This is a genomic window from Streptomyces sp. NPDC006487, assembly GCF_042870555.1.
Lineage (GTDB): Bacteria > Actinomycetota > Actinomycetes > Streptomycetales > Streptomycetaceae > Streptomyces.
Window position 1 is genome coordinate 147,591 of sequence record NZ_JBIAHN010000003.1, and the last position, 20,910, is coordinate 168,500.

General features: G+C 72.9%; 23 protein-coding genes and 1 tRNA gene. 8 read left to right on the forward strand and 16 right to left on the reverse strand.

Features of this window, described 5'->3' with window-relative positions; all coding sequences use genetic code 11:
* Positions 1 to 13 precede the first annotated feature (13 nt).
* Positions 14 to 1,456 carry a glycosyltransferase family 87 protein gene (locus tag ACFYM0_RS05845; RefSeq protein ID WP_388496995.1) on the forward strand — a complete coding sequence of 481 codons (1,443 nt, stop codon included), beginning with the start codon at positions 14 to 16 and terminating at the stop codon, positions 1,454 to 1,456.
* Here ACFYM0_RS05845 and ACFYM0_RS05850 read toward each other — a convergent pair.
* The gene (locus ACFYM0_RS05850) at positions 1,429 to 2,274 is read right to left on the reverse strand and encodes a chitosanase (RefSeq protein ID WP_388496998.1); all 846 of its coding nucleotides are present in this window, start codon (positions 2,272 to 2,274) and stop codon (positions 1,429 to 1,431) included. The two genes, ACFYM0_RS05845 and ACFYM0_RS05850, sit on opposite strands and share 28 nt — an antisense overlap.
* A 297-nt stretch (positions 2,275 to 2,571) precedes the next feature.
* Here ACFYM0_RS05850 and ACFYM0_RS05855 point away from each other — a divergent pair, with 297 nt between their 5' ends.
* Positions 2,572 to 3,570, forward strand: a complete 999-nt coding sequence (locus ACFYM0_RS05855) for a methyltransferase domain-containing protein (protein WP_388496999.1) — start codon at positions 2,572 to 2,574, stop codon at positions 3,568 to 3,570.
* A gap of 22 nt (positions 3,571 to 3,592) precedes the next feature.
* Here the strand turns inward: ACFYM0_RS05855 and ACFYM0_RS05860 are convergent, their stop codons facing one another.
* The 4 genes from ACFYM0_RS05860 to ACFYM0_RS05875 all read right to left on the reverse strand — a co-directional run bounded on the left by ACFYM0_RS05860 (position 3,593) and on the right by ACFYM0_RS05875 (position 7,003).
* The gene (locus ACFYM0_RS05860) at positions 3,593 to 4,249 is read right to left on the reverse strand and encodes a GNAT family N-acetyltransferase (protein WP_388497001.1); all 657 of its coding nucleotides are present in this window, start codon (positions 4,247 to 4,249) and stop codon (positions 3,593 to 3,595) included.
* Between the two features lie 102 nt (positions 4,250 to 4,351).
* Entirely contained in the window at positions 4,352 to 5,440 is a 1,089-nt protein-coding gene (corA, locus tag ACFYM0_RS05865) for a magnesium/cobalt transporter CorA (RefSeq protein WP_388497700.1), read from the reverse strand.
* 120 nt (positions 5,441 to 5,560) lie between these two features.
* Positions 5,561 to 5,953, reverse strand: a complete 393-nt coding sequence (locus tag ACFYM0_RS05870; protein WP_327256190.1) for a TOBE domain-containing protein — start codon at positions 5,951 to 5,953, stop codon at positions 5,561 to 5,563.
* A gap of 153 nt (positions 5,954 to 6,106) precedes the next feature.
* Positions 6,107 to 7,003 carry a LysR family transcriptional regulator ArgP gene (locus ACFYM0_RS05875; protein WP_388497005.1) on the reverse strand — a complete coding sequence of 299 codons (897 nt, stop codon included), beginning with the start codon at positions 7,001 to 7,003 and terminating at the stop codon, positions 6,107 to 6,109.
* Between the two features lie 70 nt (positions 7,004 to 7,073).
* Here ACFYM0_RS05875 and ACFYM0_RS05880 point away from each other — a divergent pair, with 70 nt between their 5' ends.
* A complete protein-coding gene (locus tag ACFYM0_RS05880; RefSeq protein WP_388497008.1) occupies positions 7,074 to 7,709 on the forward strand; it encodes a LysE/ArgO family amino acid transporter in 636 nt (211 codons plus the stop codon).
* A gap of 146 nt (positions 7,710 to 7,855) precedes the next feature.
* Positions 7,856 to 8,974 (forward strand): NUDIX domain-containing protein, encoded by a 1,119-nt coding sequence (locus ACFYM0_RS05885; RefSeq protein WP_388497011.1) that lies wholly within the window; start codon positions 7,856 to 7,858, stop codon positions 8,972 to 8,974.
* Between the two features lie 26 nt (positions 8,975 to 9,000).
* Here ACFYM0_RS05885 and ACFYM0_RS05890 read toward each other — a convergent pair whose 3' ends face one another.
* From ACFYM0_RS05890 to ACFYM0_RS05900, 3 genes are all read right to left on the reverse strand, one after another.
* Positions 9,001 to 10,893, reverse strand: coding sequence for a hypothetical protein (locus tag ACFYM0_RS05890; RefSeq protein WP_388497014.1), 1,893 nt, complete (start codon positions 10,891 to 10,893; stop codon positions 9,001 to 9,003).
* Positions 10,894 to 11,119: 226 nt separating this feature from the next.
* Positions 11,120 to 11,512 (reverse strand): VOC family protein, encoded by a 393-nt coding sequence (locus tag ACFYM0_RS05895; protein ID WP_388497015.1) that lies wholly within the window; start codon positions 11,510 to 11,512, stop codon positions 11,120 to 11,122.
* Positions 11,509 to 11,811: an ArsR/SmtB family transcription factor gene (locus ACFYM0_RS05900; RefSeq protein WP_388497017.1), complete on the reverse strand. Its 303-nt coding sequence runs from the start codon at positions 11,809 to 11,811 to the stop codon at positions 11,509 to 11,511. The genes ACFYM0_RS05895 and ACFYM0_RS05900 overlap by 4 nt, the downstream gene beginning before the upstream one ends.
* Positions 11,812 to 12,099: 288 nt before the next feature.
* On the opposite strand from ACFYM0_RS05900, the gene ACFYM0_RS05905 reads away from it, so the two are divergent.
* The gene (locus ACFYM0_RS05905; RefSeq protein ID WP_388497020.1) at positions 12,100 to 12,687 is read left to right on the forward strand and encodes an RNA polymerase sigma factor; all 588 of its coding nucleotides are present in this window, start codon (positions 12,100 to 12,102) and stop codon (positions 12,685 to 12,687) included.
* A gap of 35 nt (positions 12,688 to 12,722) precedes the next feature.
* Entirely contained in the window at positions 12,723 to 13,004 is a 282-nt protein-coding gene (locus ACFYM0_RS05910; protein WP_388497703.1) for a hypothetical protein, read from the forward strand.
* Positions 13,005 to 13,081: 77 nt separating this feature from the next.
* Here the strand turns inward: ACFYM0_RS05910 and ACFYM0_RS05915 are convergent.
* Positions 13,082 to 13,155: transfer RNA gene (locus tag ACFYM0_RS05915), tRNA-Pro, on the reverse strand.
* 134 nt (positions 13,156 to 13,289) lie between these two features.
* On the opposite strand from ACFYM0_RS05915, the gene ACFYM0_RS05920 reads away from it, so the two are divergent.
* A complete protein-coding gene (locus ACFYM0_RS05920) occupies positions 13,290 to 13,994 on the forward strand; it encodes a transketolase (protein WP_388497021.1) in 705 nt (234 codons plus the stop codon).
* Positions 13,995 to 14,006: 12 nt separating this feature from the next.
* On the forward strand, positions 14,007 to 14,906 hold the full coding sequence (locus ACFYM0_RS05925; protein WP_388497022.1) for a transketolase family protein: 900 nt from the start codon (positions 14,007 to 14,009) through the stop codon (positions 14,904 to 14,906).
* Here the strand turns inward: ACFYM0_RS05925 and ACFYM0_RS05930 are convergent.
* The 7 genes from ACFYM0_RS05930 to ACFYM0_RS05960 all read right to left on the reverse strand — a co-directional run bounded on the left by ACFYM0_RS05930 (position 14,893) and on the right by ACFYM0_RS05960 (position 20,861).
* A complete protein-coding gene (locus ACFYM0_RS05930) occupies positions 14,893 to 15,297 on the reverse strand; it encodes an MmcQ/YjbR family DNA-binding protein (RefSeq protein ID WP_388497023.1) in 405 nt (134 codons plus the stop codon). The genes ACFYM0_RS05925 and ACFYM0_RS05930 overlap by 14 nt on opposite strands.
* A gap of 69 nt (positions 15,298 to 15,366) precedes the next feature.
* Complete coding sequence (locus ACFYM0_RS05935; protein WP_388497026.1) at positions 15,367 to 15,918, reverse strand: GAF domain-containing protein; 552 nt, start codon at positions 15,916 to 15,918, stop codon at positions 15,367 to 15,369.
* Positions 15,919 to 15,938: 20 nt separating this feature from the next.
* Positions 15,939 to 16,616, reverse strand: coding sequence for an ATP/GTP-binding protein (locus ACFYM0_RS05940; RefSeq protein ID WP_388497028.1), 678 nt, complete (start codon positions 16,614 to 16,616; stop codon positions 15,939 to 15,941).
* Positions 16,594 to 17,013 (reverse strand): DUF742 domain-containing protein, encoded by a 420-nt coding sequence (locus ACFYM0_RS05945; RefSeq protein WP_327256178.1) that lies wholly within the window; start codon positions 17,011 to 17,013, stop codon positions 16,594 to 16,596. Before ACFYM0_RS05945 ends, ACFYM0_RS05940 begins: the two co-directional genes overlap by 23 nt.
* A complete protein-coding gene (locus ACFYM0_RS05950) occupies positions 17,010 to 17,441 on the reverse strand; it encodes a roadblock/LC7 domain-containing protein (RefSeq protein WP_327256177.1) in 432 nt (143 codons plus the stop codon). The genes ACFYM0_RS05945 and ACFYM0_RS05950 overlap by 4 nt, the downstream gene beginning before the upstream one ends.
* 38 nt (positions 17,442 to 17,479) lie before the next feature.
* On the reverse strand, positions 17,480 to 19,264 hold the full coding sequence (locus tag ACFYM0_RS05955; protein WP_388497032.1) for an ATP-binding protein: 1,785 nt from the start codon (positions 19,262 to 19,264) through the stop codon (positions 17,480 to 17,482).
* Between the two features lie 397 nt (positions 19,265 to 19,661).
* On the reverse strand, positions 19,662 to 20,861 hold the full coding sequence (locus ACFYM0_RS05960; RefSeq protein ID WP_388497034.1) for an MBL fold metallo-hydrolase: 1,200 nt from the start codon (positions 20,859 to 20,861) through the stop codon (positions 19,662 to 19,664).
* Positions 20,862 to 20,910 lie beyond the last annotated feature (49 nt).

The window sequence follows — 20,910 nt, forward strand, 5'->3', positions numbered from 1 at the left end:
CAGGCTGGCCCGTATGGACCACCCCCGCGCCCGGACCCTCCTCACCGTGCTGCTGCTCACCGCGCTGACCGCCGTGCTCGTGCCGGCCGTCCGCGAGGAGGGCTACTTCGCCGACCCGGCGCGGCTCACCTGGTGGTACGCCGCCACCTGGACGCTGTTCGGCGCGGCCGCCTGGTCGCTGCGGCGGGTGCCCGAGCGGTACGTGGTCCCGCTCGTGCTGGCGGGCGCGCTGGCCGTCTGCACCGCGGGACTCTCCGGGCCGCCCCTGACCAGCACCGATTCCTTCCGCTACGCCTGGGACGGGCGGGTGCAGGCCGCCGGGATCTCCCCGTACGACCACGCCCCCGCCGATCCGGCGCTGCGCGCCCTGCGCGACGAGTGGCTGTTCCCGCGCGGCGCGGCCGCCTGCGCCGGACCCGACCGGGTGACCGTCGAGCCCGGGGTGTGCACCCGCATCAACCGGCCCGGCGTGCACACCGTCTACCCGCCCGTCGCGGAGGGGTGGTTCGGGCTCGTGCACGCCCTGTCCCCGGCGGGCGTGCGTCACAAGGCCCTGCAGACCGGCGGGGCCCTGCTGGCGCTCGCCGTCACCGGGGCGCTGCTGCTGGTCCAGCGCCGCCGGGGCGCGCGGCTGCGTACCGCCGCGTACTGGGCCTGGTGTCCCGCGGTGGCGGTGGAGGCGGTGAACAACGCGCACGTCGACGTGCTCGCCGTGCTGCTGTCGGTGGCGGCGCTGGGGGTCGTGGTGCGCCGACGTCGGCTCGGCGGAGCCCTGTTCGGGCTGGCGATCGCGGCGAAGCTGCTGCCTGCGGTGCTGCTGCCGGGCGCGCTGGCCGGCGTACGGCGGTGGCGGGACGCGGCGGCGCTGCTGCTGCCCGCGGCGGCGGTGGTGGGCCTGGCGTACCTGCCGTACGTGCTGGTCTCGCGCGCTACGGTCTTCGGGTACCTGGGCGGCTACGCCGAGGAGGAGGGGTACGAGGATCCGGGCGCGGGCGGCCGCTACGCGCTGCTGCGCCTCGTGCTCCCGGACTCCTGGTCGGTGCCCGCGGTCGCGGTCGGGATGCTGGCGGTGACGGCGTACGTCTGGCGGCGCGGGGATCCGCGGCAGCCGTGGAGCGCGGCGCTGCTGGTGACGGGCACGGCGTTCCTGCTGATGACTCCGGGGTACTCCTGGTACGCGCTGCTGCTGATCGCGCTGGTGGCGCTGGACGGCCGCGCCGAGTGGCTGGGGGTGGCGGTCGCCGGGGCGGCGGCGTACGTCTCCGTACGGGCGCTGGGCGGGGCGACGATCCCGGTGGCTTACGGGCTGGCGGGTGCGGCCGTGCTGGTGGGCTGGGCGCTGCGGCGGCGGGCGGCGGCCCGGGGAGGGAGAGGAGTTCGCCCCGGGCCGCCGCCTCACGCTCCGCGGAGCGGACCGATTCAGCCGATTCAGCCGATGTGGAACGGGTCCCCGTAGACCTTCCAGTCCAGGGGGGTGTTGAGGTTGAGGTTGCCCTTCTTGAGCCACACCCGCTGGGCCGTGTCGACCCGGCTGGTGTCGCTGTGCGCCTCCTCCTGCTTCATCGCCCAGACCCGGGCGTCGAGGAAGGCGTTGAGCCAGGTGGTCTCGTTGCCGCCCTGGGCCGGGGGCTTGGCCTTGGTGAGGGCGCGCTTGCGGATGTTGCGGAAGCTGGTGGAGTCGTCGCCGTCGCCGTGCATGACGATGGCGTCGTAGTAGGTGAACTGGCCGAGCACGCCGACGCCGTCGGACTTGCCCCGGCTCACGGCCGGGTTGAAGTAGACCCGGTCGCGCTCGTGGTCCTGTGCCTTCTTGAAGTCGGAGTCGGAGGCCGCCTTCACCCAGTCCTTGGTGAAGTTGGGGTCGAGGCCGGCGTGCGAATCGCTGCCGTCGACCTTCCGCAGGGCGGGGAGGTACTTGGCGAGGACGTTGCCCGGCTTGATCTGCGTGTAGTACTCGACGAGTTCGAGCATGTCGTGGGTGCCGGAACAGAAGCCGATGATGCCGGCCGTGTAGCCGCGGCCGTCGTCTATATCCTCGATGTACTTGTACTGCGCCTTCCAGTTCAGCGAGGAGTTCTCCGCACTGGAGACGATCTGCATGGCGATGTCCTTCTTCACCGGGTCGTCGAGTCCGACGGCGGCGGCCGACACCTGCGCGGCGGCCGGTGCCGCGGTGGGGGCGGAGGCGGTCGCATGGGCGGTGACGGGCACGGCGAGAAGGGCGGCGCCGAGCAGGGTACTTACGGCCAGCCGCTTGCGGTGGGGGGTGAACACAGTGCCTCCATGAGGGAGTTGATGCTCGGGCGACTTCGTTAGGAAACTTTACTACCAGAAGTCCCACGACCTCAAGACCCCGGACCGGCCCGCTCCGGCCGGGCGGAATCCGGCCCGCCCACGCCTGGCATATGAGAGGCTGCGCAGGGCATGCTTACGCAGATGCGGTCGATTCCGGCTGGTGGAACCTCATCTGCATGATCAACGAACAGCGCACTGCAGGCCAGGGCGAGCGCAGGGCAGGCCGGCGCAAGCGCGAGAGCAGGCACGAGCACGACGCGGGAAAGGGAGGCGCAGATGGCCGTCCTCGTCATCGGAGACGCACCCACCGCCGCCATCGAGGCGGCCGGGCTGCGGATCCACGCGTGCCGGAACGACGCCGACGACCCCCTGCCGGTCACCCTCACCGGGATCGACGCGGTGGTTCTCTCCCCGGGCGCCACCCCTGCCGCCCTCCCCCTCGTCGGGCCCGCGCTGGCCGCCGAAGTGCCCCTCCTCGCGCTGGGCGAGGGGGCCCGGCTGCTCGCGGAGGCGGCGGGTGCGACGCTCGGCTCCGGGGGCGACGGCACCGACCCCGTGCTCGGCGCCGGCTCCGCCCCGCACGGCTTCCGCGTGGGCGCCAGCGCCTGGGGGCTGCCCGTCCCCGACGAGGCCGACCGCGAACTGCTGCGCCGCTTCGCGGAGCTGGTCGCCGGGCGGGCCGAAACCACCGCCACCCGAACCTTCTTCACGCCCCGGGCCGCCGCCTGGGAGGAGCGGTTCGCCCACCAGACCCCCGCCTACGAGGCCGCCGTCGCCCGGATGCGGCTGCGACCCGGGCAGCGCGCCCTCGACCTGGGCTGCGGCAGCGGCCGAGCCCTGCCCGCGCTGCGGGCCCTGGTCGGAGCCGCCGGCACGGTCATCGGCGTCGACCTCACGCACGCCATGCTCACGGCGGCCGCCCGCGCGGGCCGCGGCGGCCCGGCGCGGCTGCTGCTCGCCGACTGCGGGCGGCTCCCGCTGCCGGCCGGTGCCGTCCACGGCATCTTCGCCGCCGGGCTCCTGGACCACCTGCCGCATCCCGGCGCCGCCCTGCGCGAGTGGGCCCGGGTCACCGCCCCCGGCGGGGAGTTGCTCCTCTTCCACCCCTCCGGCCGTGCCGAGCGCGCGGCCCGTCACGGCCGCACCGTCGGCCCCGGCGATCCCGGCGACTTCACCGCCGAACCGAACCTCCGGCCGGCCCTCGAAGCGGCGGGGTGGCACGTGGCCGCGTACGAGGACGCCCCCACCCATTTCCTGACCCGCGCCACCCGCTGACCCCGCGGGGGCCGGACTCCGCTCAGCTTTGGGAGCGGCCGGCGGTCCGGGCCGCCAGGCGGTCCAGCAGGCCCTGCTTCACGTCCGGCCACTCCGGGCGCGTGATGCTGTAGACCGCCGTATCGCGGATCCAGCCGTCGCGCATGACCATGTGGTGCCGCAGTACGCCCTCGTGCTTCGCACCGATCCGGGTGATCGCCGCCCGCGACTTCTCGTTCCGCACGTCCGTGAGCAGCTCGACCCGGTTCATCCCCATCGCCTCGAAGGCGTGGGTCAGCATCAGCAGCTTCGCCTCGGCGTTCGCACCGCTCCGCTGCCAGGACGCGGCGAGGAAGGTCCAGCCGATCTCCAGCCGCCGGTTCGCCGTGTTGATCACCATCAGGCGGGTGGACCCGATGACCCGGCCCGTCGCCGCGTCCACGGTCGCGTACGGGATCTGCGTGCCTGCCGCCCGTGCCGCGACCGCGTCCTCGATGAAGCCCCGGACATCGTCCGGGTGCGGGACGATCGTCACCGCGAGCTCCCAGAGGCTGCCGTCACGGACCGCCTCGCACAGGCCGTCGTGGTGGCGGATCTCCAGCGGCTCCAGCCGCACCCGCGCCCCGGTCAGCTCCGCCGTAGCCGTAGCCGTAGCCGTAGCCGTAGCCGTCTCGTCCGCGTCCGCGTCCGCCTGCTGCATGTCCGACCTGCCCGTTCCTCGTGGTTGCACGCCAACACGCGGACCCTAATCGGCGGGGCCGGGCGCCCTCACCCGGTTTTCCGCCGCCCCGGCCGTGCGCGGTCAGAGCCAGCCGTTGCGCCGGAAGCCCCGGTGGATGACGAAGCAGGCGACGACCATCACCCCGAGCACGAGGGGATATCCGTAGGTCCAGTGCAGTTCGGGCATGTGCTCGAAGTTCATGCCGTAGACCCCGCAGACCATCGTCGGGACGGCGATGATCGCCGCCCACGCGGTGATCTTGCGCATGTCCTCGTTCTGGGCGACGGTCACCTGCGCGAGATGGGCCTGCAGTATCGAGTCGAGGAGGGTGTCGTACGCGCCGATCTGGTCGGTGGCGCGGGTCAGATGGTCGGCGACGTCCCGGAAGTAGGTGCGCATCTCCGGCGGGATGACCGCAATGGGCAGGGTGCTCAGCTGCTGGAGCGGCCGGCCCAGCGGGGCCACCGCCCGGCGCAGTTCCAGCAGTTCGCGCTTGAGCTGGTAGATCCGGCCGGCGTCCCCGCGGCCCCCGTGCTCGCTGAAGACCATGGTCTCGACGGCGTCTATGTCGTTCTGCACCGCGTCCGTGACGGCCACGTACTCGTCGACCACGTGGTCGGCCAGTGCGTGCAGGACGGCGACCGGCCCCTTGGCCAGGTGCTCGGGGAAGGCCTCCAGCTCCTCGCGGACCGACCCGAGGGTGCCCCGGCCGCCGTGCCGGATGGTGATGACGAAGTCGTTGCCGGCGAAGGCCATGAGTTCGCCGGTCTCCACCACCTCGCTGTTCGCGGTCAGCTCCTCGTGCTCCACGTACCGCACCGTCTTGAACACGGCGAAGAGGGTCTCGTCGTAACGCTCGATCTTGGGCCGCTGGTGGGCCTGGACCGCGTCCCCGACGGCGAGCGGATGCAGTCCCAGCAACTCGGCGAGCCCGGCCAACTCCTCCTGCGAGGGCTCGTGCAGGCCGACCCAGACGAAGCCCTCGCCCGTCTTGCGGACCCGGCGCAGCGCCTCGCCGACGTCGGCGTGGCCGTGGCCGTCCTGGCGTACGCCCTCCCGGTACACGATGCAGTTGACGACGGCACTGCCGAGCGGGGAGCGGGCCGGGTGACTGAGGTCGACGGCCCGCCGGTAGCTGCGGCGCACGACCCGGCGCAGGTTGCTGAACATGGACAACGGACGTACTCCCCTTCGGCGGAACAGCGGCCAGTGTGCCATCGGCACGCGGACCGCGGGACCACAGGGCTGCCCGGCTGCCGGGCTGCCGGGCTCGGGTCTCCGGGCCTAGGCCTAGGCCCGGTCGATGAAGACGCTCGTGGACTTCACCCGCGCCGTCGCCCTCGCCCCGACCTCCAGGCCGAGTTCCTCCACGGCCTCCCGGGTCAGCAGCGACACGACGCGGTGCGGTCCGGCCTGGATCTCCACCTGCGCGTCGACCGTGCCCAGTTTCACGCCCGTCACGATGCCGGGGAAGGCGTTGCGCGCCGAGGTGTACGGGGCCCCCTCGCCTTCGCCGCCCTCCTGCGCGACCTCCACGCAGAACGCCGCCAGGTCCGGCCCGTCGACCATCCGGCGGGTACCGTCCCGCCGCGTCGGAAACCGTTCCGCGTCGGCCCACCGCCGGGCCGTGTCTACGCTGACGCCGAGCAGCCGGGCCGCCTGGCCGATCGTGTAGGACTCCATGCCCGCAGCCTAAGCCCTCCTCCGACCGGTCCTCGCAGGCCAAGGGGCCGGGACTCGACCCCGGCAGGCCCTCGGAAGGCCCCCGGAAGGCCCCCGGCAGGCCTCCGCAAGGCCTCGGCACGGCTCCCACGGGCCCCGTGCGCCTCCCGCCCGCTAATCGAGCGCCGCCGCGGCCGCCCGCGTGATCGCCTCCGCGACCGTCGACAGGGCTGGCGAGTCCAGCTTCCACTGCTGCCAGTACAGCGGTACGTCCAGGGTCCGCCCCGGCGCGATCACCACCAGCTCCCCCGATTCCACCCGTGGGGCGGCCTGTGCCCGCGGCAGCATCGCCCAGCCCAGCCCGGCGACCACCGCATCGCAGAACCCCTCCGACGTCGGCACGTAGTGGCGGACCTCCGAGGCCCGGGCGCCCGCGTCCCCCGTCACCAGTCGCACGAACTCGTCCTGGAACAGGTCCAGCCGGTCGAACACGACGGCCGGCGCCCTGCGGAGGTCCCGCTCCACCGTCTCCCGCAGGTGCCGCGCCGCGAAGGCCGGGCTCGCCACCGGCAGGTACCGCGCGACTCCCAGCCTGCGCACCGTGCACCCCGCCACGGGCGCCGGCTGTGAGGTGACCGCCGCCATCACGCGTCCGTCCCGCAGCAGTTCGGTCGCGTGCGCCTCGTCCTCCCGGTGCAGTTCGAAGCAGACCGGCGGATCCTGCGGCACCCCCGCCAGCGCGGGCAGCAGCCAGGTGGCCAGCGAGTCCGCGTTGACCGCGATCGGCAGCCGTACCGGCCCCAGGCCCCCGGCCATGCCGAGCTCGGCCCGCGCGTCGCGCTCCAGCCGGACGAGCTGCCGGCCGAAGCGCACGACGACCTCCCCGGACTCGGTCGCCCGTACGGGCTTGGTGCGCATCAGCAGCACCCGACCGGTCCGCTGCTCCAGGGCCTTGACGCGTTGGCTGACGGCGGACGGGGTCACGTGCAGGGCGGCGGCCGCGGCGTCGAAGGTGCCCTCGTCGATCACCGCGAGCAGGGTCCGTACCTGGTCGACAGGCAGCTCATCCATCACACCGGCTAATGGTACGTAAGAATCTTTAGCTGTACTCCTCGCCGCGCCGCTGCCTACGGTCGAAGACATGACACACGGCATCATCGCGGCGGCCCTCGCCGGCTTCGGCACCGGCCTTTCCCTCATCGTCGCCATCGGCGCCCAGAACGCCTTCGTCCTGCGCCAGGGCGTACGCCGCCAGTCGGTCCTCGCGGTGGTCGCCATCTGCGCCCTCTCGGACGCGGCACTCATCGCCCTCGGCGTGGCCGGCGTCGGCGCGTTCGTCACCGCTTGGCCGCCCGCCCTCACCCTCGTCGGCATCGTCGGCGGCGCCTTCCTGATCGGCTACGGAGCCCTCGCCGCCCGCCGGGTGCTGCGCCCCGACCCGGCCGCCGCCCTCGCCGCGGACTCCACCCGCGGGGCCGCCGGCTCCGCCACCACCCGGCGCGCCGTGCTGACCTGCCTGGCCATGACCTGGCTCAACCCGCACGTGTACCTCGACACCGTGCTGCTGCTCGGGTCCGTCGCCGCCGGCCGCGGCGACCTGCGCTGGGCCTTCGGCGCCGGGGCCGTCCTGGCGAGCCTCACCTGGTTCGGCGCGCTCGGCTACGGTGCCCGGCTGCTCAGCGGCCCGCTCGGCAAGCCCTCGGCCTGGCGGGCACTGGACGGGCTCGTCGCGGCGACCATGGTCACGATGGGCGGCCTGCTCCTCGCCCGGGCCTGAACCCCGGCACCCCGCACACCCCGCACCCCACACCCCGCAACCCCACGTCCCCCGCCGCGGCGGCCCCCAAGTCCGCGGGCACCCCATGGACACTGCCCGAGTGGGTACGGATCACCCTGCCCCGCCCCGCACCTCCAGGAGCCCCCGTGCCGGATCAGCCCCCGTCCTCGCCGCCCCCGTCCTCACCGCCCCCGTCCTCACCGCCCGCGTCCCCGCCGCCGCCGTCCCCGTACACCGACTCGGTCCGCGCCCACTACGCCGCCCAGCCCTCCCCCCTCGTGGCCGCCACCGGGATCGTGCTGGACCCGCGCGGGCGGGTCCTCGTCCTCACCACCTCGTACAAGGAGGAGTTGGAGCTCCCCGGCGGGGGCGTGGAGGACACCGAGACCCCGGAGGAGGGGCTGGCCCGCGAGCTGAAGGAGGAGCTGGACCTGAGCGTGCCGGTCGGGCGGCTGCTCGCCGTGGACTCCCGCCCGCCGGGGCCCCTCGGCCGCTCCCTCGTCGTCCACGTCCACCTGGTCGGCCCGCTGACACCGGAGCAGACCTCCGCGATCTCCTTCCCGGACGGGGAGGTCACCGAGGCGCGCTGGCTCACCCCGGACGAGGCCTACGAGGCCCTGGGCGACCGGAAGGCGTCCCGCCTGCGCGCCGCCCTGGCAGCCCTGTACTCCGGCTCCCTCGCGCACCTGATCAACGGGGTACCTCAGCCCGGCTCCCCGGCCGGCCTGGACCCGGCACGCCGGGCGGAGCTGGAACACGCGGGCGCCTTCGACACCGCCGGCCACCGCGCCGCACGCCCCAAGGCCCTCACGGCGGCGAGCGTGCTGTTCACCGACGCCACGGGCGGGGTCCTGCTGGTCCGGCCCGCGTACGGCGATCCCGACCACTGGAACCTGCCCGGCGGCGGCATCGACAGCGACCTCGGCGAGATCCCGCGCGACGCGGCCCGCCGGGAGGTCCTCGAAGAGCTCGCCCTGGACCTCGCCCCCGGCACGCTGCTCGCCGTCAACTGGTCCCACCGGTCCGGCTATCCGGCCCGGGTCCGCTTCCTCTACGACGGCGGCACCCTGGACGCCGCCGCCCTGGCCCTGATCCGGCTGCCCGAGACGGAGCTCCTCGAATGGCGCGCGGTCCCCCCGTCCGACCTGCGCCGCTTCACCAAACCGGCACTCCGCCGCCAGATCGAAGCCTGCCTCACGGCCCGCGCCACGGCCACCGGGCCCCTCGAACTGCACGCCGGCCGGCGGGTGGACCAGATCCGGTGACCGGCCGGACACGGGTCCGGGTCAGATCAGAAGAGCTGGGTGACGCCGGTGGCCCAGCCGCTCCCGCCGACCAGCAGGGGCGCCTTGAGGCCGGTGGGACCACCTGGATAGAAGAGCAGGCATCCGGTGGGGCAGGTCGTGGTGGCCGCCGCACCCGCGCCGGTGACGTAGTTCACCACGAGCTTGGGATCGGCCGGAGTGGTGGCCCACAGGTCGCCCTGCTCGTCACCCGCCTTGGGCTGGAACTGCTTGTACGGGATGACCTGGCCGTCGTCGGTGATCGTCTTGCTGACGACGGTGCCCTGGGCATTGCCGTGACTGACGATCAGCGGACGGCCGGCGGGCTGCCAGCCTCCCGGGGCGTAGACGGCCCGGGACGCGAGACCGAAGGTGCCGTCCATGCCGATCTTGCCGGGATAGAGGTACAGCTTCCCGTCGGTCTTGCTGCGGGCGAGGATGTCCTTGACCCCGTCGCCGTTCTGGTCCCCGATGCCGAGGATCGTGTAGTTCTTCCAGGTGTTGCCGCCGGTGAAACCGGGGTTCTGGAAGTCGAAGGGCTTGCGCTGGTCCGCGCTTCCATCGGACAGGGTCCGGCCGGAATAGATGCGCAGGCGGGCACCGGAGCAGGCGTCGTCCACGCATTCGACGACGGCCAGGTCGTTGCCCTTCTTGAAGCCGGCATCGGTGCGCTGATCCAGATCGCCGGGGGCAATGATCTGCTGGAGCCGCCCCCAGCCCATGGATCCGAAGCCGAGGGGCGGGGTCAGTTCCTGGCGGTTGGCATGCGAGAAATCGCCGAACCCGTTGCCGGGATAGACGTAGAGCTTCTTGTCGCCCAAGCGGGCAATGACGTCCTCATAGCCGTCGGGGGAGGCCGTGGGACCGGCGAAGCCGACGAAGTCACCGCCGTGCGCGATCAGCGCACCCTTCCAGCCCGAGTCTGCGACGACGCGCCTCTGCACGCGGCCGGCTCCGTTGCCTGCGTAGAAGCGCAGACCGCCGTCCGCTTCGGGGCCGAGCAGGTCGACGAAACCGTCGCCGTTGAGGTCGCCGAGGAGGTCCGTGCGCGTCCCGTTCAGCGGAGTCTGCCCGGCCGGGTAGACGAAGGATGCCGGGGATGTCTTCAGCACCGTGGCGTCGGCGCCACCCCCGGTCGGCGAGTGGTTGCCGGCCTTGTCGACGGCGTGGACGTACAGGGTGTGCTGGGGCCAGAGCGTGAGGCTGACGTCGGCCGTGGCTTCCGTGCCGCCATTGGCGAGGGGAATCCAGTTGGCTCCCTTGCAAGGAGTGCTGGATACGGAGATGGGACGGTCCATGGACCAGCAGAACCCGGCGAGGTCGGTGGCCGGGTTCTTGAACTTGAGGCGCACCTTGGTGCGCGCCTGCTGCGTGGTGAGGGCGGTGCCGTCCGCCTTGGTGACGGTGACGGGGTCCGCGGGCGCGTTCGCGTCGACGCGGAAGGCACACTCGCCGGTGTAGGCGCTGTAGGCGCCTTCCTGGTCCTTTGCACGGACCTTCCACTTGTAGGTGCCCGCGGGAAGGTTCGTGGCGAGGACCGTTGCGGTCGCCGTGCCTCCGCTGGGCACGGTGGTGACGTTGGAAACCGGTACGGCCGCACCCGCGGCTGTGGTGACGACGAACCGAGGCGTGACGGTGCCGCCGTCGCCGTCGTACAGGTTCGCTGTCAGTGCCAGGCCGTTGTTGCCCATCACCCCGTTGCAGGGGACCGGCTTGTTGCCGTCGGCGGAAGGCGCCCAGCTCCCTTCGAAGGCTCCGGCGCTGACGACCTCGGGCTTGGTCGGGGTCGCTGCGGCCGCACCCGGTGCGGAGAGCAGGTCTGCCGCCGTGAGCGGGAGGACGAGCGTGAGGACGGCGGTGAGTGCGCGGGGCACGCGTGCACCGGCTCTTCGGTAAATCATGTGAACGGTGAGTCCTTCTGCGGGTGTCCAGGGCGTGGATCACCGCAGGGTAAGGCACCCAGTTCGCACGGGCACAGCAAAATTGAGTGGGCATCACCACGCCGACACCGCCCCCGAACCCAATTGACCTGGTTCAAGACGGCCTGGACAGCTTTGGCGGTTCATCAGGGATTTTGCTGTACCAAACAGCGGCTCCGGGCCCCCCTGCCGCCGGTGCGGTGGTCGGCTACTTCGGCTCGGTCGCGAGCTGGATCAGGTTGCCGCAGGTGTCGTCGAAGACGGCCGTGGTGACGGGGCCCATCTCCAGCGGCTCCTGCGTGAAGCGGACGCCGAGGCCGCGCAGGCGCTCGTACTCCGCCTTGACGTCGTCGACGGCGAACTGGGCGAGCGGGATGCCGTCCTCGACGAGCGCGTCGCGGTAGGTCCTGGCGGCCGGGTGGCCGGCGGGCTCGAGGAGGAGTTCGGTGCCGCCGGGCTCGTCGGGCGAGACCACGGTCAGCCACCGGTCCGGCCCGCCCAGCGGGACGTCGTGCTTCTTCACGAAGCCGAGGATCTCGGTGTAGAAGTGCAGGGCCTTGGCCTGGTCGTCGACGAAGACGCTGGTCAGGTGGATCTTCATGGGGTGCTCTCTTCCGGTCCGGACGGGTCGGGCATGCGCCACCGCTCGGCGATGTGCCGCAGCGGGGCCGTGTTCAGGTCGTGGAACTTGTACCGGCCCTCCCTCCGGGTCTCGACGAGCCCGGCGGCCTCCAGCACGGCGAGGTGCTGGGAGACGCCCTGGCGCGAGATGCCGAGCCGGTGCTTCATCGTCAGCCGCGAGCAGATCTCGAACAGTGTCTGCCCGGACTTCTCCGCGAGCTCGTCGAGGATGGTGCGGCGGGTCGGGTCGGCCAAAGCTCTGAAGAGTTCATCGGCCACCACCACAGGATAGGCAAGCGACCACTTGCCTATCAACCCGAGGAAGACATCGGGCCGATCGCGAATCCTTTTCGGGCCTCCCCGCCTCTTGTCCGTGTACCGGCCGAACGGGCCGGCGGGACCAGGAGGAAACACCCATGATGATCACCAGCCTCGTAGTGATCGGAGCCCTGCTCGTGGGCGCGTGCAGCCTGCACCTGCTGCGCCGCTACAAGAGCCGGGTCTGACCAGAGCACGGCGCGGGACACCACGAGACACCATGGGCCACCATCCGGGAATGAGCACCACATGAACCGACGCTTCCCCTGGCCGGACGAGCGGCTGATCAGGGCCGCTCAGGACGGCGACGTCACGTCACTCACCACCGTCGTCATGGAATCGCAGCCCCATGTGCGCAAGTTCGCCCTGTCGCTCTGCGCCTCGCCGCAGGACGCCGAGGACGCGGCGCAGGAGGCGCTGATCATCCTCTACCGGAAGATCGGCACCCTGCGGGCCACCGGCGCCCTCGCCTCGTGGATGTTCCGGATCGTGCGCAACGAATGCCTCCGGCAGATACGGCTGCTCTCCTCGCGGAGCGAGGAAGCGCCGGCCCGGCCGGCGTCCTCCGCGGAACCGTCCGCGGAGGACGCCGTGCTGCACAGGCTGGAGGCCGAGCGGATCGCGGCCGCGCTCAGCACCCTCCCCCGCGACCAGCGTCAGGTCCTGATCCTGCGGGACGTCCGGGGCCTGCCCGGCAAGTCCGTCGCCGATGCGCTCGGCCTGAGCACCGCCGCGATGAAATCCCGGCTGCACCGAGCGCGCGCGGCACTGCGCCACTCGCTTGAAGCGACCGACCCATCGATCGACCCACCAGTCGAAGGAGACTCACGACGGTGAACACCGTGAAGCCCGCACCCTCCGCGGCGCCCGAAATGAACTTCGCCAGCACGTCCGTTCCGCGCCACCTGGTGCGCGGCGCCATCGGCTTCGGGCTGATCATCGGCTCGGTCGCCCTGGTGCCCGCCGTCGGCCCGGTGACCCTGCTGGCGGCCCCGCTGGCCCTCGTCGCCTTCCGCGGCTGCCCCACGTGCTGGATGGTCGGCCTGGCGCAGACCATCTCCCGCGGCCGCCTGGAGCGCCAGTGCGCGGACGGCGTCTGCACCCTCACCAAGGCACACCCGACGACGAAGGCCACGGCGAAGGCCACGGCGTAGCCGACAGGCCCCGGACACACGAAAGGCCGTTCTCTCGTGAATGAGAGAACGGCCTCCGACCTTGCGTTTCCGCTCAGTCGGGACGACAGGATTTGAACCTGCGACCCCTTGACCCCCAGTCAAGTGCGCTACCAAGCTGCGCCACGTCCCGATGCCCGTTGACCTGGGGTTTCCCCTGGTTGAACGCGCAGGAGAACGATACCGCACTTCCGGCAGTGGTCGCGCGCACCTTTCCTTCCGGGCGAGTGTTGACCTCAAGCGCGCTTGAGGTTGCACGATCGGTCCATGACACCGACAGCACCTGCGGACACCCGCTTCCGCTACGAAGACCTGGGGGGCCTCATGGCCCTCATGACCGGGGCCGAGAAGCACGGTCCCGCCGCCACCTCCACGCTCGACGCACTGTGGGTGCTCTACGACCGGGTCCTGCGGGTCGGGCCCGGCAGCGCCGGGGAGCCGGAGCGGGACCGGTTCCTGCTGTCGAAGGGGCACGGGCCGATGGCCTACTACGCCGTGCTCGCGGCCAAGGGGTTCTTCCCCGTCGACTGGCTCAGCGGGTTCGGCGCGTACGACTCACCCCTCGGACACCACCCCGACCGCACCCTGATCCCCGGCGTGGAGATCGGCAGCGGCTCACTCGGACACGGGCTGCCGCTCGCCGTCGGGAGCGCGCTCGGACTGCGGGCCCAGGGGCTCACCGACCCGGCCGTGTGGGTGCTGATCGGGGACGCCGAGCTGGACGAGGGAAGCAACCACGAGGCGATCGCGTACGCCGGCTCGGCCGGCCTGGAGCGTTTGCACACGATCGTGATCGACAACGACTCCGCGACCCACGGCTGGCGGGGCGGCATCGCCTCCCGTTTCGAGGCGGCCGGCTGGTCGTCGGTCACCGTGGACGGCCGGGATCACGCGGCGCTGCAGATGGCGTACACCACACCTCATCCGGGCCGGCCGCACGTCGTGGTCGCCCGGGTCGAGAAGAAGCAGTGAAGAGGGGGAGACATGGACACCATGCGCGAACGGTTCATTTCGGTCACATCACGTGCGCTCGACGAGGATGCCCGGCTGGCCCTCGTGCTGGCCGAGATCACCATGGACGGCTTCCGGCCCGCCCGGGACCGCCACCCGGACCGAGTGATCAACGTCGGCATCCGCGAACAGCTGCTGGTCGGCGTGGGCGGCGGCCTGGCCCTCACCGGGCTGCGCCCGGTGCTGCACACCTTCGCCAGCTTCCTCGTGGAGCGGCCCTTCGAGCAGGTCAAGCTCGACTTCGGGCACCAGGGCACGGGCGGGGTGCTCGTCAGCGCGAGCGCGAGCTACGACTGGCCGGCCGGCGGGTTCACCCACATGGCGCCGGGCGACGTGGCCCTGCTGGACACCCTGGACGGCTGGACCGTGCACGTCCCGGGCCACCCGGACGAGGCCGAGGCGCTGCTGCGCCACGCCTACGCCGCCGGGGACGACAAGGTCTACGTACGGCTCTCCGCGCAGTCGAACAGGGCTGCCCGCCCCGTCGCCGGCCCCGGGTTCCAGACCGTACGGGAGGGCCGTGCGGGCGTCGTCATCGCCGTCGGGCCCCTGCTCGACAACGTCCTCGCCGCGACCGAGGGCACGGAGGTGAGCGTGCTGTACGCGCCGACCGTACGGCCCTTCGACGACGCGGCACTGCGCGCGGCCGTCGGGCCCGGCCCGGCCGAGGTGGTGCTGGTCGAGCCGTACCTGGCCGGGACCTCCACGGCAGCCGCGAACCAGGCACTCGAAGCGGTGCCGCACCGGGTGCTCGGCCTCGGGGTCGGCCGCGCCGAGCTGCGCCGCTACGGCACGATCGAGGAGCACACGGCGGCCCACGGACTCGACCCGGCCGCGCTGCGCGCGCGGATCTCCGCCTTCATGACGAGGTGACCGGCCCCTTCGGCCCGGGGCGGTCCAGTTCCGGATGGGCCGCCGCCAGGCGCTTGGGGGCCGCCTGGCGCCAGGAGTCGGTCAGGATCGAGCGGAGCTCCGCCGTGTCCTCCACCGCCGCGAGCCGGACCCGGAGCCACGCGTAGTTGTCGTCGTGACCGGGCCGGATGAAGAACTTCTCGGGCTCCGCCGCGATCAGCTCGGCGCGCTCCTCCTGGGGGCACTTCACCCCGATCGACGTGTCGTCGTCGGCCAGCGCCGCGAAGATCTTCCCGCTCTTCCCGCTCGCACCGCCGCCCACCCTGAAAGTGGGCATGCCCCAGGCCGGCTTTTCGCTGCTGTCCGGGAGCGACAGTGCGATCCTCCGGGCGTCCTCCGCCGTCGTGGCCATCCCCCGACTCCTCTCCGGTCCCCTGCGGTGCCGTCCCTCGTCTCCGACCGTAGCCCCGGGCACTGACATTCACCCGCGGGCCGCGAGGTCCTCCCGGTGGTGCACCAGTTCCACCAGCTCCGCCGCCAGCGCCTTCACCGTCGCGAGCCCCGCCAGCCCCCACCGCCTCGGCACCACGTCCACCGCGCACACCGTCCCCAGGACGATCCCGCGCCGGTCGGTCAGCGGCGCGCCCGCGTAGGAGCGCACCCCGCTCTCGTCCACGACGGCGTTGCCCGCGAAGCGCGCGAAGTCCCGTACGTCCTCCAGCACCAGCGCGCGCCGGCGTACCACCACGTGCGGGCAGTACCCGTGGTCCCGGGGGAGCGTCCGCGCCGGATAGCCGCTCGCCGGGGCGTCGGCGGCGTGGTGCAGACCGGCGAAGAACTGGCGTTCCTCGCTGATGAAGTTGATACCGGCGTACGGCGCGGCCAGCTCGTCCGCGACCCGCCGGGCGAACGCGTCCAGCTCACCGTCCACCCGCTCCCCCAGCCCCAGTTCACGCAGTCTCAGCACGCGCGCGGGCGCCTCCCGGTCCACCGGTGTGAGCAGCAGGTGTCCGGTCGATTCGTAGTAGGTCATGGTGTCTCCCCCACATCACGTCACTCCGCGCGCCGCGCGGACCTCATGGACATCGCGTGCTCCGGACGCTCCGAGTGCTCCGGATGCGCCGCACGCTTCGGGTACTTCGTGTCGAGCAAGTGGTGGACCAGGGCTGCCAGCACCCCCGTTCCGGAGCTCGGCAGGCGTGCGTCGCAGCGCACGACGGGCACGTCCGGGCCGAGCCCCATGGCGTCCCGCACCTCGCCGGCGGTGTAGCCGTGCCCGCCGTCGAACTCGTTGACGGCGACGAGGAAACCGATCCCCCGCCGCTCGAAGAAGTCCACGGCGGGGAAACTGTCGGCGAGCCGGCGCGTATCGGCGAGCACCACCGCCCCCAGGGCGCCCGCGCACAGCTCCTCCCAGAGGAACCAGAAGCGCTGCTGGCCGGGGGTGCCGAAGAGGTAGAGCACGTGCCGCTCGTCCAGCGTGATCCGGCCGAAGTCCAGCGCCACGGTCGTGGTCGCCTTCGCCTCGACCCCGTCCAGCGGGTCGGCTGCCTCGCTCAGCCCGCTCAGCAGTTCCTCCGTGCTCAGCGGCTCGATCTCGCTCACCGCGCCGACGAAGGTGGTCTTGCCCGCCCCGAACCCGCCCGCGACCAGGATCTTCAAGGTCGCGGAGGTCGCGGAGGTCGCGGAGGATCCGCGGGCGGCCGGGTCAGAGCCGTTTGCGCAGGCCATCGAGCACCGCCCGGAGCAGGGACTGGTCGTCGTCGGCGAAGGAGCCGCCGGTCGGGAAACAAGGTGCCCGTACCGTCACGGCCCCGTGTTCCATCAAGTCGCCGAGGACGACCTTGACCACCACCGCCGGCAGCCTCAGGTGCCCCGCCACCTCGGCGACGGTGACCGCGGCCGAACCCGCGCACAGGCGGAGCGCGAGGGCGTGCTCGGCGCCGAGCGGCGCACGCGGGCGCACTCCGGTCGCCGTCACCAGCGACAGCAAGTCGAGGGCGACCGACGGTCGCGTCCGCCCGCCGCTCGCGGTGTACGGGCGGATGACCCGGCCCGCCGAATCGTCCAGCCACGGTGCATCGCGCGGTCCCCCCGGTGCCGTCGCCCCCCTCGCGCCGGCCCTCATCGCTCCGCGTCGGCGGCGGGCCGCCTCGGCGGGGCCGCCAGGTACGGGCGAACGCTCTTGACCAGCATGGCCATCTCGTAGCCGAGCACGCCCGCGTCGGCCTCCCGGTCGGCCAGTACGGCCAGGCAGGTGCCGGATCCGGCCGCCGAGACGAACACGAGCGCGGTGTCGAGCTCGACCACCACCTGCCGCACCTCGGCGCCCTCCGCGAACCGGGACCCGGCGCTGCGGCCCAGCGCGTACAGCCCGGAGGCGAGGGCCGCCAGGTGGTCGGCGCTGTCGGCGTCGAGCCCGTGCACGCAGGTGACGAGCCCGTCGGCGGTCAGCAGGACCGCGCTGCGCGTGTACGGGACCCGCTGGACCAGGCCGCTGAGCAGCCAGTCCAGGTCCGAGAGCCGACTGGTCGTGGTCGCCACTTCGCCGCCCATGGGGGTGCGCTCCTTCGCTGTCGGGTGAGAGGCCGGGGTCACGTCTGGTGCTCCGACTGGGCGAGGCCGAAGCCCCGTTGGAAGGCGGCCATCAGGCCGGGGTCGTGCACGGGCCGCTCCGCGCCCTCGGCACCGCCGGGCCGGGGTACGGGGGCTTCGCGCAACTGGGGCGCGAGGTGTTCCTGGGCCCGTCGGCGGGGCAGCGGCGGCCGTTCCCCGCCGTCCCGGGCGGCGGGTACGGACAGCGGTGGCACGAGCGGCGCCCTCACCGCGGCCACCGCCATCACCGTGGCTTCCGCGACCACCGGTTCCGGGACCACCGGTTCCGGGACCACCGGTTCCGGGACCACCGGTTCCGGGACCACCGGTTCCGGGACCACCGCTTTCATGATCACCGGTTCCGCGACCGCATGGTCCACTACCGCGGGTTCCGCACCCGCGGGCCCCGTACGGGGCACCCTGCCCGGCACGCCGGCATCCCGGCCCGGTACCACCGGCGGAGCTCCGGAGGGCTCCGGCCCGGGCAGGGGCACCCGGACCGGCTCCAGCCGTGGCGCGCCCGTCCCCTCGCCGGTCCCCCAGGAGGTGGCCCGGGAGCCGCCCAGGGCGTCGGCGGCGCTCGGCGCCTCGGCCCCCAGCAGCTCCTGGGGCAGGACCAGTACGGCGAGCACGCCGCCGTAGATGTTGGACTTGAGCTCGACGGCGATCCCGTGCCTGCGGGCGAGCGCCGAGACGACGAACAGGCCGATCCGGCCGTCGGCGAGCAGTTGCCGGACGCTGATCTGGTCGGGATCGCCGAGCAGGGCGTTCATCCGGTGCGCCTCCTCGGGCGGCATGCCGAGGCCCCGGTCCTCCACCTCGACCGCGATCCCGGCGGTGACCCGTTCCGCGCGCACCACGACATCGGTGTCGGGGGCGGAGAACACGGTGGCGTTCTCGACGAGTTCGGCCAGCAGGTGGACGACGTCGGCGACGGCGTGGCCGCGTACGGAACCGCCGGCGGGGGGCACCACCTTGACCCGGGTGTACTGCTCGACCTCCGCGACCGAGGAGCGCAGTACCTCGCTCAGGTCGACGGGCCGCGTCCACTGACGGCGCGAGGCGGCCCCGCCGAGCACCGCGAGGTTCTCCGCGTGGCGCCGGATCCGGGTGGCGAGGTGGTCGACGTGGAAGAGCTCCTTGAGCAGGTCCGGGTCCTCGACCGTGTCCTCCAGGTCGTCCAGCAGCGAGATCTCCCGGTGCACGAGGGACTGGAGGCGGCGCGCGAGGTTGACGAAGACCTCGACCTTGCGGTCGCTGTCGGAGGGCGTGACGGGGCCGCCGAGGCGGACCAGGGTCGCGTGGGCCTGTTCGCGGGCGCCGCGCAGTTCCTGCGAGAGCAGCCAGAACTCGTCGATCCCCGCCGTCTCGGCACCGAAGGACGGCGCGGCCGGTCCGCCGCGCACCGGGCGGGCGGGCAGTTCGCCGCGCTCCAGCCGGTCGGCGGTGATGTGCAGCTCCTGGCGGCCCCGGACGCTGGAGCGGCGCAGCGCCTCGCAGCGGTCCCGTACGGTCTTGGCCGCGCGCTGGGCTCCGAGCAGGGCGGCCGCGAGCGCGCCGGCGAAGAGCAGGGCGCAGCCGCTGAGGACCGGCCACAGCCGGGGGTCGCGGGCACCCGCGCCGCCACCGAGCTGGAGCGCGAAGATCACCGCGGCGGCGCCGCTGAGCCCGGCGGCGAGCGTGGGCAGCAGGGCTGCGCGGATCAGCTGGGGCCGTATCTGCCGACCGGGACCGGTGACGGCATGTCTCGACGGGGAGTGGCGGGCGGCGCGGAGTCCGGACATCGTCGTCCTCGGTATGTGGGGCCCGGCCCCCGGGCTTCCCGGGATCCGGTGTTGATCACCGGATACCCACGCTAGACCGCACGCTCGGCCCCAGGACGGCCAGTTGGGGAACTTCGCCCGGGTGCTTCCCGCTCCCGATGGAGCGCTCGTACGACAGCCCGAATGCGCCGGGAGCGCGTACGCCCCGGCTCTCCGCGGGCACGCGCCGCCTCCCGCGGCTCCCGCCCGCACCTCGTCCCTCTCCCGCCCCACGGCTGCGACCGGGTCACCGGGGAGCGGCTACCCACCAGCGGGGGCACGCCCTCCCCCGGCGGCGCCCCCGGAAGCACGGAGGAGCGGGACCCCCCGACCCGGGAGGTCCCGCTCCGCTCAGCTTCCAGGCCTGCGGCCTGCGGGCCTACGAGCCCACCGCCTCCGGCTCCTCGCGCGTCACGGCCTCCGGCCGTGCGACCGGGGCGGGCCGGGCCGCCGTGACCGGCGGGGGCGAACCCGCGGCGACGAAGGGCCGCCACCACGGTGCGCTCGGCGCATCGGCCGCGCCCGGCTCGAAGGGCTGCCCCGGCACCGGCAGGGCGATCGCCGCCCCGGCTCCCTCCGCGGCGGTCACCGTGCCCTCCCCGGGCTCGTCCCACGGGTGCGGGGCCAGGTTGAAGGTGCCCCAGTGGATCGGCAGCATCGTGCCGCGCGGGGCGCCGCCCTGGAGGTCGAGGTGGGCGCGGACGCCCTCCTCGGGCGTCATGTGGATGTCGGTCCAGAACTCCGAGTACGCACCGATCTGGATCATCGTGGCGTCGAACGGCCCGTGCGCCGCGCCGATCTCCTTGAAGCCGGGGAAGTAGCCGGTGTCCCCGCTGTGGTAGATCCGGTGCTCGTCGCCCGCGACGACCCAGGACGCCCACAGGGTGAACTGCTGGTTGCGCAGACCGCGCCCGCAGAAGTGCTGGGCCGGGGTGGCGGTGAGCGAGAGTCCGGCGACCTTGGTGGTCTCGTTCCAGTCGAGCTCGCGCAGCCGGTCGGCCGGGACTCCCCAGCGCTCCAGGTGCGCGCCGACCCCCAGCGGGACGGCGAAGACCGTGTCCGTACCGGCCAGGGCCTTGATCGTCGGCAGGTCGAGGTGGTCGTAGTGGTCGTGCGAGATCACCACCACGTCCACCTCGCCCAGCGAGGCCAGCGGCACCGGTACGGGGTGCAGCCGCTTGGGCCCGGCGAAGGGGAAGGGGGAGCACCGCTCGCCCCACACCGGGTCGAAGAGGACCCGGCGCCCGTCGATTTCGGCGAGCACGCTGGAATGGCCCATCCAGGTCAGCCGCAGGCCGCTGGCCGCGGGCTTCGACAGCTCCGCGAGGGTCGTCGGGTAGACCGGGATGGGGGCGCCGGGGCTACGCCGGAGCCGCTGCTCCTTGTGGAAGTAGATCTTGGCGAACTCCGCCATGGACCCGGAGGGTCTGGTCCGGGTCCCGACCGGGTTCTGGAAGACTCCGTCGGCGAAGTTCGGCGAACGCCGGATCCGCTCCAGCCGGGCACCGGACGGGTCCGCGCCGAAGGCTTCGGGCCGCAGTGCACGCAGCCGTGGACGCAAGGGACGGGAGCCGGTCAAGGCGCCTCCAGTGTGGGGGGTGCGGGCAGGGCGTTCTCATGGTTACCAC

Bases quoted from the DNA above. Each gene is read 5' to 3' on its own strand.
- ACFYM0_RS05845 (WP_388496995.1), top strand. From the start codon at position 14: ATGGACCACCCCCGCGCCCGGACCCTCCTCACCGTGCTGCTGCTCACC.
- ACFYM0_RS05855 (WP_388496999.1), top strand. From the start codon at position 2,572: ATGGCCGTCCTCGTCATCGGAGACGCACCCACCGCCGCCATCGAGGCG.
- ACFYM0_RS05860 (WP_388497001.1), bottom strand. From the start codon at position 4,249: ATGCAGCAGGCGGACGCGGACGCGGACGAGACGGCTACGGCTACGGCT.
- corA (WP_388497700.1), bottom strand. From the start codon at position 5,440: ATGTTCAGCAACCTGCGCCGGGTCGTGCGCCGCAGCTACCGGCGGGCC.
- ACFYM0_RS05870 (WP_327256190.1), bottom strand. From the start codon at position 5,953: ATGGAGTCCTACACGATCGGCCAGGCGGCCCGGCTGCTCGGCGTCAGC.
- ACFYM0_RS05875 (WP_388497005.1), bottom strand. From the start codon at position 7,003: ATGGATGAGCTGCCTGTCGACCAGGTACGGACCCTGCTCGCGGTGATC.
- ACFYM0_RS05880 (WP_388497008.1), top strand. From the start codon at position 7,074: ATGACACACGGCATCATCGCGGCGGCCCTCGCCGGCTTCGGCACCGGC.
- ACFYM0_RS05890 (WP_388497014.1), bottom strand. From the start codon at position 10,893: ATGATTTACCGAAGAGCCGGTGCACGCGTGCCCCGCGCACTCACCGCC.
- ACFYM0_RS05895 (WP_388497015.1), bottom strand. From the start codon at position 11,512: ATGAAGATCCACCTGACCAGCGTCTTCGTCGACGACCAGGCCAAGGCC.
- ACFYM0_RS05905 (WP_388497020.1), top strand. From the start codon at position 12,100: ATGAACCGACGCTTCCCCTGGCCGGACGAGCGGCTGATCAGGGCCGCT.
- ACFYM0_RS05910 (WP_388497703.1), top strand. From the start codon at position 12,723: ATGAACTTCGCCAGCACGTCCGTTCCGCGCCACCTGGTGCGCGGCGCC.
- ACFYM0_RS05920 (WP_388497021.1), top strand. From the start codon at position 13,290: ATGACACCGACAGCACCTGCGGACACCCGCTTCCGCTACGAAGACCTG.
- ACFYM0_RS05925 (WP_388497022.1), top strand. From the start codon at position 14,007: ATGGACACCATGCGCGAACGGTTCATTTCGGTCACATCACGTGCGCTC.
- ACFYM0_RS05930 (WP_388497023.1), bottom strand. From the start codon at position 15,297: ATGGCCACGACGGCGGAGGACGCCCGGAGGATCGCACTGTCGCTCCCG.
- ACFYM0_RS05935 (WP_388497026.1), bottom strand. From the start codon at position 15,918: ATGACCTACTACGAATCGACCGGACACCTGCTGCTCACACCGGTGGAC.
- ACFYM0_RS05940 (WP_388497028.1), bottom strand. From the start codon at position 16,616: ATGGCCTGCGCAAACGGCTCTGACCCGGCCGCCCGCGGATCCTCCGCG.
- ACFYM0_RS05945 (WP_327256178.1), bottom strand. From the start codon at position 17,013: ATGAGGGCCGGCGCGAGGGGGGCGACGGCACCGGGGGGACCGCGCGAT.
- ACFYM0_RS05950 (WP_327256177.1), bottom strand. From the start codon at position 17,441: ATGGGCGGCGAAGTGGCGACCACGACCAGTCGGCTCTCGGACCTGGAC.
- ACFYM0_RS05955 (WP_388497032.1), bottom strand. From the start codon at position 19,264: ATGTCCGGACTCCGCGCCGCCCGCCACTCCCCGTCGAGACATGCCGTC.